A 14,435-nucleotide genomic window follows, 5' to 3' on the forward strand; every position below is an offset into this window, starting at 1 on the left:
ATCGTTATCTTGTAACTGTGTACCGGATAGTCGCTTGGAGGACGAGACCGGGAGATGCACTACGTCGCCTCGCGCATGGGCCAGCGTCGAAAGAGAAGCGCTCCGACCCCGAGTCGCCATGACGAGATCCGAAGCAGTCCATAAGATTGGACGAGGAACGTTCTCGGTCCAGAGCGTGCTTCGATCGTCGCGCGCATGCGGCTCGACTCATCGGAGCGCGACGCCCCAATCGAAGGCAGCCGGAGGCTGCCGTCAGCCCTGAACCAGCACCGCCCGCCTGCTTCACTCCTTCGCGAACGCGAGCAGGCGTTCGCCGAGTTTCTCCGGTTGCTCCTGCTGGATCCAGTGACCTGCGCCGTCGATCAGTTCGATGCCGCGCATGCTCGTCGCCGCCTTCGTTCGCATCAGATCGAGCGCGCCCGGCGCCGAATAGGTGCCCCAATCGCGCTTGCCGCCAATGAAGAGCGACGGAACGTCGATCGTTCTGCCCGAAAACAGGCGCAACTCCGCGTTCAGGTCGGGATCCGACAGCACACGATAAGCCTGAAGCGCACCCTGAAACCCGGTGCGGCCGTACTCCGCCGTGTACACGCCCAGTTCCGCGTCGGTCAGCCACTTGCAGGCAAGGGCTTCCGCGGCGGACGGCTGGAATGGCGCGACGGTTTCGGGCATCGTCTTGCCGAGATCCATCACGTAATACGTGGGCATTTGCGCAAGCTCCGCGGCGGTGAGCGCCTTGAGCGGATGCGGCTTGTTCCCCGGCCAGTCGGCGCTCTTCACATGGAAAAATGCACGAAGAAACGCGGACAAACCTTGGGGTGGATGCCACATGTCCCGGTTGGCGTTCCGTGTGCTCAGGTATTGCTGGTAATACGCTCTCGGCGGATCGAGCGCGGCAAGCGCCGCAGCCAGCTTCCCGCTTTCACTGTTCGGGCGAGCCGACGATGTCGCGTTTCGCGCGGTGTCGAACGGAAGCGCGGGCGGGCCGGGGAACGGTGCGCTCATCAGCACCACCGACGGAAAGACGTCAGGCCGCGCCAGCGCACAATACGCGGCCACGGGCGAGCCGAGGTCGTGTCCTGCCAGCATCGACGTATGCCGATACCCCAACGCCGAAACCAGTCCGAGGGCGTCGCGCGCCATGTTGAGGAGGCCGAAGGGCCCGAGCGGGGCGTCATAGTCGTTCGCCCAGCCGGTGGTGCGTCCATACCCCCGCTGGTCGGGTGCGACGACGTGGTATCCCGCGTCGGCCAGGATGGGCATCAGATGCCGCCAGCCGTAGGCCAGATCCGGAAAACCGTGCAGAAGCAACGCGAGCGGCCGGCCGGCGCTTTCATGACCGGCTTCGAGAATATGGACATCGAGGCCGTTCACCCCGTGAATCATGCGCGAGCGCACCCCGTTGGGAAGCGTTCCTGCGGCGTAGGTCGGCATGGCCAAATCGCTTTCTCCTGTCGGGTTTGCGCGGGCAGGCCGAAGCCACGCGGCAACCAGGCCGGCCGCGCCCATCGCGAGGACGGCTCGTCGCGGCGCCGATGGCTTGCTGTTGTCGACGGGCATCGTGGCGCTCCGGAATATGGTGATCACCATAGTATGGCGATCGCCATAGCCCGGTCAAGCGAAACGTGGTACGTTTGCCGCATGACACGCAAGACTGACGCTCGCGCTCGCGCGATTGCCACGGCGGAACGGCTGTTTCGCATCCAGGGCTACACCGCGACCGGACTGACCCAGATCCTCGAAGAAAGCGGCGCCCCCAAAGGATCGTTCTACTTCCACTTCCCACGCGGCAAGGCGCAACTCGCGGAGGAAGCCATCGATCATTACGTCACGAATCGAATTGCCGTCTTGCGGAACATCTCGGCTGAGACGACCGGTCATGCGCTGAATTTTGTTCGCCGGATCCTCAGCACATTTGCCGCCGAAATGGTCGCCACCGATTTCCAGTACGGGTGCCTGATGCAAAACCTGGCGAACGAACTGCCCGCGCTCGACGCCGAACTCACCCAGCGGGTCGCGCGTGGGTTTGCCGATTCGACCGAGGTCATTGCGGCGCATTTCCGCGGGTGCGGTTTCGCTTCCGCACGCGCATCGTCAGCCGCGGCCGCGCTGGTCGCCGCGCTCGAAGGTGCCCGTACGATCGCCCGCCTGGAGCGCTCGCCGGCCGTATTCGACGCGCTGGCGGAGGTCAGCGGCCAAAGGTGGGGCGCTGCCGACGCGTGATCCGGCCCGATGTTCCCGTGACGAGTCGTCCGTGACTTCCGCCGATCACGGGGCATCGCCCGTTGCCGAGATACCGCGAATGCTGTCGACTGCGTTCGCTCGAATGGCGCAGCGGTAACCGGGCAACGTGAACGGTGGGGAAACTGGCATGCAGACGCATTCGAAGAAAACCGAACAGGTCGGCCTCCCGGCGCGCTCGAGGCTGAGCCGCTCATACGGCTCGGCGGATTTCGCCGACGCATTTTCGGTGGCCTTGCCGGCCACCGCCTGCAACGACGCGGCGTCTCTCGCCCGACACATCTTTACCGGGCAACCCAAGTGGATCGCGCCGCTGCTACGCATCCGGGACCTGATCGTGTGGCCGTTCGGCCTGAAAGGAACGGCCGATTTGAAAGCCGCGAACGGCGACCGAATCAGCATTTTTCGCGTGTTCGAACGACACGACGACGAAATCATTCTGGGCGAGGACGACGCGCATCTCGATTTCCGTGTGTCGGTGCTCGTGCAGCCCGCATCCGATGGCCTGCCCCGGCGACTGACGCTCACCACCCTCGTTTTCTACAATCGTCCGTTGGGCCGGGTTTATCTCGGCGTCATCGCGCCTTTCCATCGCCTCGTCGTGCGATCCTCGCTCGACCAGGCGCAGGCGCTCGGATGGCCGCGCCGATAGCCGCCGGAAAGCCCGGCGCCGCCGCAGGCGCCGTCACGGCGACATCGACGATCGCCACGGCGTTTTCATTTGCCGGTGGTCTGAACGACCGGCCTCCCTCGCGACGCCGAAGCCGCGGATCAATGCGAAGCACCGAACAGTCGAATCACGACGCCGCGCAGCCACCGGTTGCCGGCCTCGTGGTGATAGCGCGCGTGCCAGTGCTGCCGTACCGCGAAGCCTTCGACGGGAATCGGGCACGCATGAACCGCCAGATCGTTGGCCTGTGCCAGCGTCTCGCCGATATGACGCGGTAGCGTCGTGATCAGGTCGGTCGTCTGCACGATCGCCCCCAACCCCAGAAAGCCCGGCAATTCCAGCACCACGTCCCGCTCGATGCGCGCCTGCCGCAGCGCCTGTTCGAGAAGTTGTGCCCCCGTTCCCGCCGTAATGGCGACATGCCCCTCCGAACGATATTGCTTTACCCCAAGCCGGCCGCGAATCCGCGGGTGATGCCGGTTCACCAGACAAATCCAGTCCTGGTCATACAGCTTCTGCTGGTAAATACCGCCGCCAAGCCACGGCACGTAGCCGATCGCGAGATCGGCTTCGCCGGATTCGAGCGCCCGCTCCGTATTGCCGTCGATCCGTGCGGCTTCCAGCCGGACACCGGGCGCCTGCGCGCGGACATGGGCCAGCAGCCGCGGCAGCAGCGTCACGTGGCTCGCGTCGGTCATGCAGATGCGAAAGCGTCGCTGCGCGGTCGCCGGATCGAATGCGATCTCCCACGCCGTGAAGCGTCGCAGCGATTCGAGGATTTCCCGGCATGGCCCGATCAGCGCGTCGGCTTGCGGTGTCGGCGCCATGCCGCCGGGCGTGCGGATGAAGAGCGGATCGTGCAGGTGTTCCCGCAGGTGCCCGAGCCAGATGCTGACGGTCGGCTGGCTCTGGCCGAGCTGCTCGGCGACGCGCGTGACGCTGCGCACGTCGTACAGGAGATCGAATAGCTGAAGCAGCTTCAGGTCCGGCAGATCGGCGGGCATCGTCGCATTATTGTCCATCGCAATGACGCTATTGTATCCATTGCATTGTCGACATGAGCGGCGGCTCCTATCGTGAGGCCATACGTCAAGGAGACACCATTGAAAATTGCGATTCTGGGTGCTGGCGCGCTGGGCTGTGCGATCGGCGCCACCCTCACCGAAGGCGGTCACGAGACCTGGTTGATCGACCGTTCGCCCGCGCACGTCGACGCGATGCGTCGCGACGGCCTGCGGGTCGACGACGCCCGCGGCACGCGCCTGGTACGCGTCCATGCGACGACGCAGGCCGCCGAAGTCGGTGTGGCCGACCTGGTGGTGGTCCTGGTCAAGTCGTTTCACACCGATGCCGCCATCCGCGGCGCGCAGTCGCTGGTGGGGCCCGATACCGTCGTGCTGTCGCTGCAGAACGGCCTCGGGCACGAGGACATCCTGAGCGACGCCGTCGGCCGCGAACGCGTGCTCGCGGGCAAGACCTACGTCGGCGGCGTGCTGCGCGGGCCGGGCCATATCGAATCCGGCGTGATCGGCAAGCACACCTACATCGGTGAACTCGACGGACGCATCACGCCGCGCGTGCAGGCGATCGCCGCCGCGTTCGATACCGCCGGCCTCGCGACGACGATCAGCGACAACATCGTCGGCACGATGTGGGACAAGCTGCTGGTGAATGTCGCGACCGGCGCGCTGACCGGCCTCACCGGCCTCACCTACGGGCAGCTTTACGACGAGCCGCTGCTCAAGGCGACGTCGCTCGCGGCCGTGGCGGAGGCGATCGCGGCGGCGCAGGCAGCCGGCGTCAGGCTGTCGATGACCGATCCCGAACAAGCGTGGACGCTCGCCGCCGAGGGGCTGCCGGCAGCCTTCAAGACCTCGATGCTGCAAAGTCTGGAGAAAGGCTCGATCACCGAGATCGATTTCATCAACGGTTCGGTCGTGCGCGCCGGGCAGCGCCACGGCGTGCCGACCCCGGTCAATGCCACGCTCGTCGCCTGCATCAAGGGGCTGGAGCGCGCGATGGCCGATCGCCAACGCGAGGAGGCAGCCGCATGAGCGCCACGAAAGCCTATCTCGAACACGTTGCGATCTGGGTGAAGGACATCCGCTGGCACATCCGTTTCTTCGAGGAAGTCCTCGGCATGACGCTGCGCGAAGTGGACGGCACGCTCGACGCACCGCGGCAGTACTGGACGCTCGGCGGCCTGCAGTTCATCCACGCGCCGGAACATGACGGCCCGGAAGGCCGGCTCGCCCATCTCGGCGTGATGTGCGAGGACCTGGAGGCCGCGCTGGCCGCGGCGCGGCGGTTCGACGTGACCGAGATGCCGCAGGGGCGCAACTGGATTCGCCTGCCCGACGGGCTCGCCGTCGAGCTGATTCAGGCCCGGCCGGCTTGCTGCGTCGCGCAGGCGCTGGCGATCAACCCGCGCGCGGAGGCATGACCATGACGATCGTCGAAAAATACTGGGACGACGCGCGCGAGGGCGACACGTGCACGAGCCCGACCTACCGGGTGACCAAGGAGCGCATTCTCGCGTATGCCGACCTCACCGGCGACCATACGCCCGTTCACGTGGACGAGGCATACGCGAACGCGAGCCATTTCGGCTGCCTCGTCGCGCACGGGCTGTTCGGGCTATCCATCGCCGACGGCCTGAAAACGCAGAGCGACTATCGCTTCCTGCCGGGCATGTCGCTCGGCTGGACCTGGGATTTCCTGCTGCCGATCAAGGTCGGCGACGTGCTGCACGTGACGTTCCGCGTCGGCTCGATGCGGGCCAGCAAGAGCCGCCCGGACTGGGGCATCGTCGTGCTGCCGTCGGAGCTGATCAATCAGGACGGGCAGGTCGTTCAACGCGGCGAACATCGTCTGATGGTGCCGCGCCGTCCGGAGGCACCGTGATGCAGGCCCGTCCCCTCGAAGGCATTCGCGTCGTCGACTACAGCCATTTCCTCGCCGGCCCGTATGTCGGGCGCTGTCTCGCGGCGCTCGGCGCCGAAGTCATCAAGGTCGAGCGTCCCGGCACCGGCGACGCCGGGCGACAGCACGCAACCGTGCTCGACGACCAGCAAAGCGGCTACTTCCTGCAGCTCAACATGGGCAAGCGCGGCGTGAGCGTGAACATGAAGGACGCGCGCGGCAAGGCGTTCATGCAGCGGCTGTGCGACTCCGCCGACGTCTTCATCGAGAACTATCGTCCGGGTGCGCTGGACAAGCTCGGGCTCGGCTATGCCGAACTGTCGGCGCGCAATCCGGGCCTCGTCTACTGCTCGATTTCGGCGTACGGTCACACCGGCCCCGATGCGCATCGCGCGGGCTTCGGGCTGATCGCCGAAGCGAAGAGCGGGATCATGCAGATGGTCGGCACGCCGGGCGAGCGCCCGCCGCTGCTGCGCATTTCGCTCGGGGACATGTACACCGGCATTCATGCGGTCGCGGCGATCAACGCCGCGCTGCTGGGGCGCGTGAAGAGCGGCCGCGGGCAACACGTCGACATGGCGCTGTACGACACGCTGGTGTCGATGCACGAGTATGCGGTGCAGTGCTACACGCTGAAAGGCGTGCTGCCCGAGCAGACCGGGCACGACATGCCGACGTCGACACTCTACGGCGTGTTCCGCGCCGCGGACGGCGATCTCGTGATCGCCGCGCAGGTGGATGATGCGTGGAAGCGCTTCGCCGAGTTGATCGCGGCGCACGGCGGCCCCGCGGATTTCGGCGCCGACACGCGGTTTCACGACAGCACCGGGCGCAACGCGCACCGCGCGGAAATCCTGTCGGTGGTCGAGCCGTGGGTGGCCGCGCGTTCCGTCGCGTCGGTACTGGACCTGCTGGACGGCATCGACGTGCCCTGCGCGAAGGTGCAGCGCATCGACGAGGTGTTGAACGATCCGCAGATCCAGGCCCGAGGCATGGTCGTCGAGCAACAGCATCCACGCTACGGGACGCTGCGCCTGCCCAACTTGCCGTTCCGGTTCTCCGATTGCGATACGACGATTCGCGACGTCGCGCCCGATCTCGGGCAGCACAACGCGGAAGTCGCGCGTTCCCTCGGGTTCGATGCGGCCGAAATCGACGCGATGCAGGCCGACGGCGTCCTCTATTCGAAAGCGAGCCAATCATGACCGACCAATACGCGGTGATCGGCAATCCGATCGGACACACGAAATCTCCGCTGATTCACGGCCTCTTCGCGCAAGCGACGCGGCAGGACCTCCGCTATACGGCGATCGAGGGCCCGCTCGAGCCGGCAGGCGCCTTTGCTGCCGCGGTACGTGCGTTTTTCGAGGGCGGCGGCAAAGGTATCAACGTCACCGCGCCGTTCAAGCTCGACGCGTTCGCGATGTCGGACGAACGCAGCGAGCGTGCGCGGCTCGCGGGCGCGGCCAATGCGCTGAAGTTCGACGGCGGCCGCATCCTGGCGGACAACTTCGACGGAATCGGGCTGGTTCGCGATATCGAAGCGAACCTCAATCTGCCGATGGCCGGCAAGCGCGTGCTGGTGCTCGGTGCCGGCGGCGCGGCGCGCGGCGCGCTGTTGCCGTTCCTCGAAGCCGGCCCGGCGGAACTCGTGATCGCGAATCGCGACGTCGACAAGGCGCGCGCACTGGCCGCGCAGGTCGCCGGGCGAGGCCCGCTGGTTGCCGGCAGCTACGCGGACCTCGCGCGGATGGGACGTTTCGACCTGGTCGTCAATGCGACGTCGGCCAGCCTGACCGGCGACCTGCCGCCTGTCCCGCCGAGCGTGTTCAGTCCGAAGGGAACCGCCTACGAACTCGCCTATGGCAAGCGTCTCACGCCGTTCCTCCGGCTCGCGAAAAACGCCGGCGTGCACGGGATCGCGGACGGCGTCGGCATGCTGGTCGAACAGGCGGCCGAAGCGTTCGCATGGTGGCGCGGCGTGCGCCCCGAGACCAGCGCGGTGATCGATCGGCTGGCCGTGCCGTTCGACTGAACCGGCAATGGGATCGGCATGCAGGCGATCCCGATGCGCGACGGCATCGATCGCGACAGCCTCGGCAGGCGCGAGACGGCAGGCCCGGCGCCTCCCCGGTGAACGACCTGCGGCGAGCGAACGCGCAACCGGTCGGCAATTGCCGAATACGATCGGTTGCGCGTCGCACGCAAGCCCATGCCAGCATCATTGCGCGGCCAGCCGGCGATCGATGCGCCGGCGTGTTCGGCACCGCTTCCACCCCGCATTTTTTCAGCTTGCCGCCGCAGTGCTCACACGCCGGGCGCCCTTGCCTTGCCGCTGCCTTCACCGCTCACCCGATACCCTGCCGAACACCGTCATGCCGGACACCACGCGCCCCGCTCGCCTGAACTTCGCGCTCATGTTGCCGCTGCTGCTGGCGGCCCAGCCGGTGGCGACCGACAGTTACCTGCCGGCGCTACCGGAAATCGCTGCAACGCTGGGCTCGGCCAGCGTCAGCCTCACGGTTTTCGCGTTGATATTCGGTATCGGACAATTGCCGATGGGCAGTCTTTCCGACCGGTTCGGCCGCCGCCCCGTCTTGCTGACCGGCCTGGCGCTCTATGCGCTGACCGCACTGGCGGCGGCGCTCGCATCAACCGCCCCGATGCTGGTGGCCGCACGTGCGATGCAGGGCTTTGCGATGGCCGCGATCCTGGTATGCGCCCGTGCGGCGGTACGCGACCGGTACTCGGCGGGCGACGGCCCGTACGTGATGGCGCGCGGTTTCATGGGAATGGGGATGATGGCGTTCCTTGCCCCGATTGTCGGTGCGTATGTCACGCAGCACGCCGGCTGGCGATGGGTACTCGCGGGGATGAGCCTGTATGCGTTCGGCTTGCTCGTCATGTGCTGGTACGGCTTCGAGGAGAGCGCCGCCAGTATCGCGCCGCGCCGGAATTCGACCGGGGACGTGCGCGAGATATTCAGCGATGCCCCGTTCAGGGTATGGACGCTGCTGGCCGCGTCGACGTACACCGGCATGTTCTGTTTTCTGCTGCTGTCTCCGACGGTCTACATCCGGTATCTCGGCATCTCGCCCCAGCGATACGGCTGGATACCGGCGAGCGGGACGCTCGTCTATGTCCTGAGCACCTACGGCTGCCGCCAGTTGCTCCGACGTCAAAGCATGCTCCGAACGGTGCGCCAGGGCGCGACGCTGAGTCTTTCCGGCGCGGTGATCCAGGCGTTGGGGTGTGTGCTGCTTCCCGGCAGCATCTGGCCGCTGCTCGTCGGGCACGGCGTGTATTGTCTCGGCCACGGGATCCATCAGCCATGCGGGCAGGCAGGGGCGGTGAGCGGCCTGCCTCATCTTGCCGGCCGCGCGGTATCCTGGTCCGGCTTCATCATGATGTTCTTCGCTTTCAGCGTGGGACAGACGGCGGCGGTTTTCACCGATCCGCGCTATCAGTCGGGCGCGTGGCCGATGGTGGTGCCGATGCTCGTCGTCGGCGTCACGCTGGTCACGATCGCGTTTGCGTGGTTGCCGAAAATCGGTGGCGCGAAGTTGGGCGCGGCAACGGCTCCGGCACGCGCGGTGGATGGTCGATGAGTTGCTTCGGGCAGTCGGCGGGCGAAGCGACGCGAACGCCTGCCCGACGTCGCGTCGATCAGCCACGCTCAGATCTGTTGCTGCCCGCCATCGACGAACAATTCGATGCCGTTCACGAAGCTCGCATCGTCTGAAGCGAGGAACAGCGCCGCGCTCGCGATCTCGCCCGGCTCGCCGAGGCGTCCCATCGGAATCTGGGCCGCCAGATAATCGGCCAACCCCTGCCGCTGAGCCGCATCGTCACCGGCAAGATCAAGCAGGCCGGGCGTGCGGGTCGCGCCGGGGCTGATCGTGTTCACACGAATGCGGCGCTCCTTGAGGTCGAGAATCCAGCTGCGCGCAAACGCGCGCACCGCCGCCTTCGAAGCCGAATACACGCTGAACGCAGCGGTACCCGCGCTGCCCGCCGTCGAGCCGGTCAGAATCACCGATGCACCCTCGGCAAGCAGCGGCAGCGCCTTCTGCACGGTGAACAGCACGCCCTTTACGTTGCGATCGAACGTTTCGTCGTAATGCGCCTCGGTGATGCTGCCGAGCGGCAGCATCGAACCGCCGCCGGCGTTCACGAACAACACGTCCAGGCGCCCGTGCTCTTCCTTGATTTGCGCATACAGCGCGTCGAGTTCGCCGAGTTTCGTGGAATCGGAACGCACGCCGGTCGCGTGGCCGCCGGCTGCGCGAATCCCTTCCACGGCGGCATCGAGCTCGGCCTGGCGGCGGCCCGTGAGATAGACGTGCGCGCCGTCAGCCGCGAAGCGCTGGGCGGTGGCGAGGCCGATGCCGCTGGTGGCGCCGGTGACGAGTGCGATCTTGTTGTCGAGCTTGCGTGCCATGGTATTGCTCCTTTCGTTGATCAGTGGTGTTTGCGTCAGGTGTCGCGTAGTGCGATGTGAGGAGAATATCGACGGCCTGATCTTTTCGAAATAGAATTGATCGCAATCAAACGTTGCATAAATGCAAGGATGAGGCGCAATGGCGTACCTACCCGACTTCGAAGGGCTCGCGATGTTCGCGAAGGTGGCCGAGCACGGGTCGTTTGCGGCTGCGGCGCGCGCGACCGGGGTGTCGGTCGCCACCGTCTCGCGCGGCGTGGCCCGCCTGGAGGAACGGCTCGGCGCGCGGTTGTTCAATCGGACGTCGCGCCAGCTCTCGCTGACCGAGTTCGGCCGGACGATCAGCGAGAAAGCCGGCGAGATCTATCGCCAGGCCGAGGAGGCGGAAAGCTCGGCGCGCGAGATGTCGGTGCAGCCCCGCGGGCTGGTGCGCCTGACCGTGCCGATGTCGTTCGGGCTGCGCTGGGTCGCGCCATTGCTGCCGGGCTTCTTTCGCGCGTATCCGGAAGTGTCGATCGACCTGCATTTATCGGATGCGTCGGTCGATCTGATCGCCGATGGATTCGACGCCGCACTGCGTATCGCCGCGCTGCCGGATTCGTCGCTGGTCGCGCGGCGGTTGTGCGCAGTCACGCAATTCGTGGTGGCGTCGCCGGAATATTTGCGTCGCGAAGGAAAACCCACGCATCCGCGCGAACTCGCGGATCGCCCCTGCCTCTCGTACGCCTATCGTGCGCGTAGTGCCGTCTGGCGTTTCACGAACGACGCGGGCGACGAGGAGTCGGTCATGCCGACGGGCCCGCTACGCGTCACCAACGCCGATGCGCTGTTGCCAACGCTGCTCGATGGTCTCGCGATCGCCGAGCTGCCGGAGTTCATCGCCTACGACTATCTGGCCGATGGCCGTCTCGAAGCCATTCTCACCGACTGGTCGCTGACGAAGGGTGGGCTTTATTTCGTTACGCCGTCGGCACGGGCGCGCCCCGCGAAGGTGACGGCATTGTCCGACTACTTCGCCGAACATCTGGGCAATCCAGTCTGGCGATGGCCAACGTGACGCGCGCGGAAAACGCTGGGGATACCTGATCTTCAAGGACTTGATCAGGTTCGACCGATCGACCGCTACGGCCCCCAGAGAAGGCCGTCGGCCGACCGTCTGCGCGAACGACTTCAGATACTTCACGCCCGTGTCGCACATGATCGCGACGACGTGGCGTCCGGGCCGAGGCGTTCGGCGAACCGCAACCCCGCCCGTCTCGCCGGCCATCCGATGCGTCAGACCGTACGCGACACCAGTTCGCCCAGCACCGTGTCCAGCGCGACGCGGCCACGCAGGATTTCGTCAGGATCACTTTCGAAATCGATCCAGCCTTCGTTGAAACCGTCCAGCATGCGCATGCGCGGGAGCGGGTGCTTCATACCCTGCGCGCGAAACAGCGCTTCCCACGTTCGCCTGTCGACGGCCTCCGCGCGCACGTCCCGACCCAGAACGCGAGCGAAGGCCAGCGCGAGATCGTCGGGGCTCACCCGGCGCGGCCCTTCGAGCTCGACGACACGCACACCGCGCCACGTCTGCTGGAGCAGTTCCGCCGCCACGCGGCCGACGTCCGCGGTGGCGACCATCGGCACGGGCTTGTCGAGCGGCTGCAGGTAGCTGGCGACGACGCCATCGTCGCGCGCGGACGCGACATCCCACGCGGCGTTCTCCATGAACCAGCCGGGCCGCAGGAACGTCACCGGCATCGGCAGCTCGCGCAGCGTCTGCTCCATCAGCGTGAGTTGCGTGAGCAGATTCGGCTCATCAGCCTGCGCGCCGATCGTCGACAGGCACACGACCCTTTCGGGGCGCGCCTTCAGCAGCGCGGCGGACACGGCTTCGATCACCTTCCGCGCTTCGGGAAACCCGGGCGCCGGATCGAACACCGGCGGCAGCAGGATGAAAACGCCCGTCGCGCCGGCGAACGCGGCGGCGAGCGACGAAGCGTCTTCCATGAAAGCGGTCGCCATCTCGCACCCGCGCGCCGCCCACGCCGCGGCCCGCGTCGCATCGCGCACGACCGCGCGCACGGGCCGACCCGAGACCAGCAGCTCACGGGCCAGCGCGCCGCCGACCTTGCCGGTGATTCCAGTGATTGCATACATTGCTCGTTCTCCATGTGTGAATGCGTGGGTCGCATTGTGGACAAACGCCGGCCGAAACAAAACGACATGGATGGCATCATATTAGTGACAACGCGTCATCAATTCGGCATGATCGATGCGCACGCCCGGCAATGGGCATCATGCGGCGTGGGCGTGCCGGCCTTCCGCGGGTCGCTCGCGATCCGCCAACCATATTCGTTCGAGCAACCATGAGATCCAGTAGCGAGAAACTGTCCGGCGGCATCAGCGTGTTCGCCGCCGTGGTCGATGCCGGGACGTTCGCGGCTGCCGCCGACGTGATAGGCATGACGCCGCCGGGCGTCAGTCGAGCGATTGCGCGGCTGGAAAGAAAATTGAATATCCGGCTGTTCAACCGCACGACGCGGTCGGTGTCGCTGACCGAAGAGGGCCGCCGCTTTTACGAGCAGGTCATGCCCCATCTCGCCGGGCTGGAGGAAGCCGCCGCGGCGGCCGCGGGTGGCGCGTCCGCGGTGCGCGGCAAGCTCCGCATCAATCTGGATCCCGTCGTCTATCGCGCCATTCTCGGGCAACGGCTCGATGCGTTCATGGACGCCCATCCCGAGCTCGAAATCGAGCTCATCGCGCGAGACAGCCTGGGCGACCTCGTGACGGACGGCTTCGACCTCGCCGTCCGATTCGGCGAACCGCGGGCCTCCAGCCTGATCGCGAGAAAGCTGCTCGACACCGGCGTCGTGACGGTCGCGGCGCCCTCGTACATCGCGCGCCGGGGGCGGCCGGAAAAACCCGAGGACCTTGAAAACCGCAACCACCGCTGCCTCGAATTTCGGAACCCGGAAACAGGCAAGCCGTTCGCGTGGGAATTCCATCGCAAGCGCAAACGCATCGTGGTCGACACCCGCGGGCGCCTCACGGTCAACGATCCAGGCGCCCTGCTAAACGCATGCGTCGCCGGTTCCGGCATCGCGCAGATGCTGCTGCTCGGTGCCGAGCCGCTGATCGCCGACGGCCGGTTGATCAATCTCTTTCCCGAATGGGCGGACGAGCGGTATCCGTTATACGCGTACTACCCGTCCCGGCATCACGTGCCGGCCAAGACCCGCGCGTTCCTGGATTTTCTGGTCGAACTGTCGGGCATGCACGGGGGCGTCGGCACGCGCTAGTGCTCCGGCGCCGGCTCGCGAGCGCGCGGCGGCCCGCCGGCGAGCGCCAGCTACACTGTCTGCGCGAGGGCAGGATCGATCTCGCGCGCGGTCAGCCCGAATCTCGCCATGCGGGCGCGATGGTCCGGCGAGCCGAGATAGGCACGAAGTTGCCGATCAAACGTGTCGAGAAGACGCCGGTTTTCCCGGTTGAAGGAAAACGCGCCGAGCGGAGGCGCTCGCCGTGCGCCGTTGACGCCCGGCTCGTGCGCGACGGCCTCGATCATCGCGCTGCCTATCCGGCTCGCAACGATTCGATTCCCCAGCGCCGTGCTCGCATAGGCGTCGATCACGCCGGAGAGAACGGCCGCGATCGCGTCGGCTTGCTGTTCGAACACGACGATTTGCCGCCGACTCACGCCTGACGCCATCGCGGAATCCTGCTGGACCTGTCCGGCAATGATGCCGAGGCGCGCATCGGGACGTTCGGCGATCGACGCATAGCTCGTGAGCGCTTTCGGGTTGCCGGGACGCACCAGAAAGCCGTCCTCGATGCCCCACACCGGCACGCTGAACGCGACGGTATCGGCGCGCTGCGGCGTCACGAACAGCGGCACGTTCATGTCCCAGTGACCCGATGCGACGCCGGGTAGCAATTCGCTGAACGTCGTCGGGCAATACTCGATCCGGGTAACGCCGATCTGTCGCAGGATCGTCGCCGCGAGCTCCAGATCGGCACCCATGGCGGTGCCGTCCGCTTCGGTCCAGCCGAACGGCGGTTCCTCGATGTACGCAATGGTTACCTTCATCGCATTGTCCTGCAGGCCGAAGAATCGATCAGGAGTTCATCAGCTTACCGTGGGAAGTCGAGATCCACGAAGAGCGGACAAAATTAATT

15 protein-coding genes are annotated in these 14,435 nt (G+C 66.3%); 10 read left to right on the top strand and 5 right to left on the bottom strand.

Going from position 1 to position 14,435, the window contains the following annotated elements; translation table 11 throughout:
- Nucleotides 1-282: 282 nt before the first annotated feature.
- Nucleotides 283-1,386, bottom strand: a complete 1,104-nt coding sequence (locus CFB35_RS33420; protein ID WP_089466206.1) for an alpha/beta fold hydrolase — start codon at nt 1,384-1,386, stop codon at nt 283-285.
- A 207-nt stretch (nt 1,387-1,593) separates the two neighbouring features.
- Between CFB35_RS33420 and CFB35_RS33425 the strand changes: the two genes are divergently transcribed.
- Both CFB35_RS33425 and CFB35_RS33430 read left to right on the top strand, forming a co-directional pair.
- Nucleotides 1,594-2,223 carry a TetR/AcrR family transcriptional regulator gene (locus CFB35_RS33425; protein WP_060313847.1) on the top strand — a complete coding sequence of 210 codons (630 nt, stop codon included), beginning with the start codon at nt 1,594-1,596 and terminating at the stop codon, nt 2,221-2,223.
- Between the two features lie 148 nt (nt 2,224-2,371).
- Nucleotides 2,372-2,893: a DUF2867 domain-containing protein gene (locus tag CFB35_RS33430; protein WP_089466207.1), complete on the top strand. Its 522-nt coding sequence runs from the start codon at nt 2,372-2,374 to the stop codon at nt 2,891-2,893.
- Nucleotides 2,894-3,012: 119 nt separating this feature from the next.
- Here the strand turns inward: CFB35_RS33430 and CFB35_RS33435 are convergent, their stop codons facing one another.
- A complete protein-coding gene (locus CFB35_RS33435) occupies nt 3,013-3,933 on the bottom strand; it encodes a LysR family transcriptional regulator (protein WP_059577547.1) in 921 nt (306 codons plus the stop codon).
- 81 nt (nt 3,934-4,014) lie between these two features.
- Between CFB35_RS33435 and CFB35_RS33440 the strand changes: the two genes are divergently transcribed.
- The 6 genes from CFB35_RS33440 to CFB35_RS33465 all read left to right on the top strand — a co-directional run bounded on the left by CFB35_RS33440 (nt 4,015) and on the right by CFB35_RS33465 (nt 9,441).
- Entirely contained in the window at nt 4,015-4,965 is a 951-nt protein-coding gene (locus CFB35_RS33440; RefSeq protein ID WP_089466208.1) for a ketopantoate reductase family protein, read from the top strand.
- Nucleotides 4,962-5,354: a VOC family protein gene (locus CFB35_RS33445; RefSeq protein ID WP_059577543.1), complete on the top strand. Its 393-nt coding sequence runs from the start codon at nt 4,962-4,964 to the stop codon at nt 5,352-5,354. Before CFB35_RS33440 ends, CFB35_RS33445 begins: the two co-directional genes overlap by 4 nt.
- Nucleotides 5,355-5,356: 2 nt before the next feature.
- On the top strand, nt 5,357-5,815 hold the full coding sequence (locus tag CFB35_RS33450; protein WP_059577540.1) for a MaoC family dehydratase: 459 nt from the start codon (nt 5,357-5,359) through the stop codon (nt 5,813-5,815).
- On the top strand, nt 5,815-7,038 hold the full coding sequence (locus CFB35_RS33455) for a CaiB/BaiF CoA-transferase family protein (protein ID WP_060010608.1): 1,224 nt from the start codon (nt 5,815-5,817) through the stop codon (nt 7,036-7,038). The genes CFB35_RS33450 and CFB35_RS33455 overlap by 1 nt, the downstream gene beginning before the upstream one ends.
- Nucleotides 7,035-7,868 (top strand): shikimate dehydrogenase, encoded by an 834-nt coding sequence (gene aroE, locus CFB35_RS33460; protein ID WP_089466209.1) that lies wholly within the window; start codon nt 7,035-7,037, stop codon nt 7,866-7,868. Before CFB35_RS33455 ends, aroE begins: the two co-directional genes overlap by 4 nt.
- A gap of 340 nt (nt 7,869-8,208) precedes the next feature.
- Nucleotides 8,209-9,441 (top strand): MFS transporter, encoded by a 1,233-nt coding sequence (locus CFB35_RS33465; protein WP_060010614.1) that lies wholly within the window; start codon nt 8,209-8,211, stop codon nt 9,439-9,441.
- A 68-nt stretch (nt 9,442-9,509) separates the two neighbouring features.
- Here CFB35_RS33465 and CFB35_RS33470 read toward each other — a convergent pair whose 3' ends face one another.
- Nucleotides 9,510-10,274 carry an SDR family NAD(P)-dependent oxidoreductase gene (locus CFB35_RS33470; protein ID WP_060010618.1) on the bottom strand — a complete coding sequence of 255 codons (765 nt, stop codon included), beginning with the start codon at nt 10,272-10,274 and terminating at the stop codon, nt 9,510-9,512.
- A gap of 139 nt (nt 10,275-10,413) precedes the next feature.
- Between CFB35_RS33470 and CFB35_RS33475 the strand changes: the two genes are divergently transcribed.
- A complete protein-coding gene (locus CFB35_RS33475) occupies nt 10,414-11,331 on the top strand; it encodes a LysR family transcriptional regulator (RefSeq protein WP_089466210.1) in 918 nt (305 codons plus the stop codon).
- 218 nt (nt 11,332-11,549) lie between these two features.
- On the opposite strand, the gene CFB35_RS33480 is transcribed toward CFB35_RS33475, so the two are convergent.
- Nucleotides 11,550-12,416, bottom strand: a complete 867-nt coding sequence (locus tag CFB35_RS33480; protein WP_089466211.1) for an NmrA family NAD(P)-binding protein — start codon at nt 12,414-12,416, stop codon at nt 11,550-11,552.
- 209 nt (nt 12,417-12,625) lie between these two features.
- Between CFB35_RS33480 and CFB35_RS33485 the strand changes: the two genes are divergently transcribed.
- On the top strand, nt 12,626-13,558 hold the full coding sequence (locus CFB35_RS33485; protein WP_059577519.1) for a LysR family transcriptional regulator: 933 nt from the start codon (nt 12,626-12,628) through the stop codon (nt 13,556-13,558).
- Between the two features lie 50 nt (nt 13,559-13,608).
- On the opposite strand, the gene CFB35_RS33490 is transcribed toward CFB35_RS33485, so the two are convergent.
- Nucleotides 13,609-14,346 (bottom strand): transporter substrate-binding domain-containing protein, encoded by a 738-nt coding sequence (locus tag CFB35_RS33490; protein WP_060010626.1) that lies wholly within the window; start codon nt 14,344-14,346, stop codon nt 13,609-13,611.
- Nucleotides 14,347-14,435: the final 89 nt, after the last annotated feature.

Origin of the sequence: Burkholderia sp. AU16482, from assembly GCF_002223285.1 — a bacterium.
Lineage (GTDB): Bacteria > Pseudomonadota > Gammaproteobacteria > Burkholderiales > Burkholderiaceae > Burkholderia > Burkholderia semiarida.

Bases quoted from the DNA above. Each gene is read 5' to 3' on its own strand.
- aroE (WP_089466209.1), top strand. From the start codon at position 7,035: ATGACCGACCAATACGCGGTGATCGGCAATCCGATCGGACACACGAAA.
- CFB35_RS33475 (WP_089466210.1), top strand. From the start codon at position 10,414: ATGGCGTACCTACCCGACTTCGAAGGGCTCGCGATGTTCGCGAAGGTG.
- CFB35_RS33455 (WP_060010608.1), top strand. From the start codon at position 5,815: ATGCAGGCCCGTCCCCTCGAAGGCATTCGCGTCGTCGACTACAGCCAT.
- CFB35_RS33450 (WP_059577540.1), top strand. From the start codon at position 5,357: ATGACGATCGTCGAAAAATACTGGGACGACGCGCGCGAGGGCGACACG.
- CFB35_RS33435 (WP_059577547.1), bottom strand. From the start codon at position 3,933: ATGGACAATAATGCGACGATGCCCGCCGATCTGCCGGACCTGAAGCTG.
- CFB35_RS33425 (WP_060313847.1), top strand. From the start codon at position 1,594: ATGGCGATCGCCATAGCCCGGTCAAGCGAAACGTGGTACGTTTGCCGC.
- CFB35_RS33430 (WP_089466207.1), top strand. From the start codon at position 2,372: ATGCAGACGCATTCGAAGAAAACCGAACAGGTCGGCCTCCCGGCGCGC.
- CFB35_RS33420 (WP_089466206.1), bottom strand. From the start codon at position 1,386: ATGATTCACGGGGTGAACGGCCTCGATGTCCATATTCTCGAAGCCGGT.
- CFB35_RS33465 (WP_060010614.1), top strand. From the start codon at position 8,209: ATGCCGGACACCACGCGCCCCGCTCGCCTGAACTTCGCGCTCATGTTG.
- CFB35_RS33485 (WP_059577519.1), top strand. From the start codon at position 12,626: ATGAGATCCAGTAGCGAGAAACTGTCCGGCGGCATCAGCGTGTTCGCC.
- CFB35_RS33470 (WP_060010618.1), bottom strand. From the start codon at position 10,274: ATGGCACGCAAGCTCGACAACAAGATCGCACTCGTCACCGGCGCCACC.
- CFB35_RS33480 (WP_089466211.1), bottom strand. From the start codon at position 12,416: ATGTATGCAATCACTGGAATCACCGGCAAGGTCGGCGGCGCGCTGGCC.
- CFB35_RS33445 (WP_059577543.1), top strand. From the start codon at position 4,962: ATGAGCGCCACGAAAGCCTATCTCGAACACGTTGCGATCTGGGTGAAG.
- CFB35_RS33490 (WP_060010626.1), bottom strand. From the start codon at position 14,346: ATGAAGGTAACCATTGCGTACATCGAGGAACCGCCGTTCGGCTGGACC.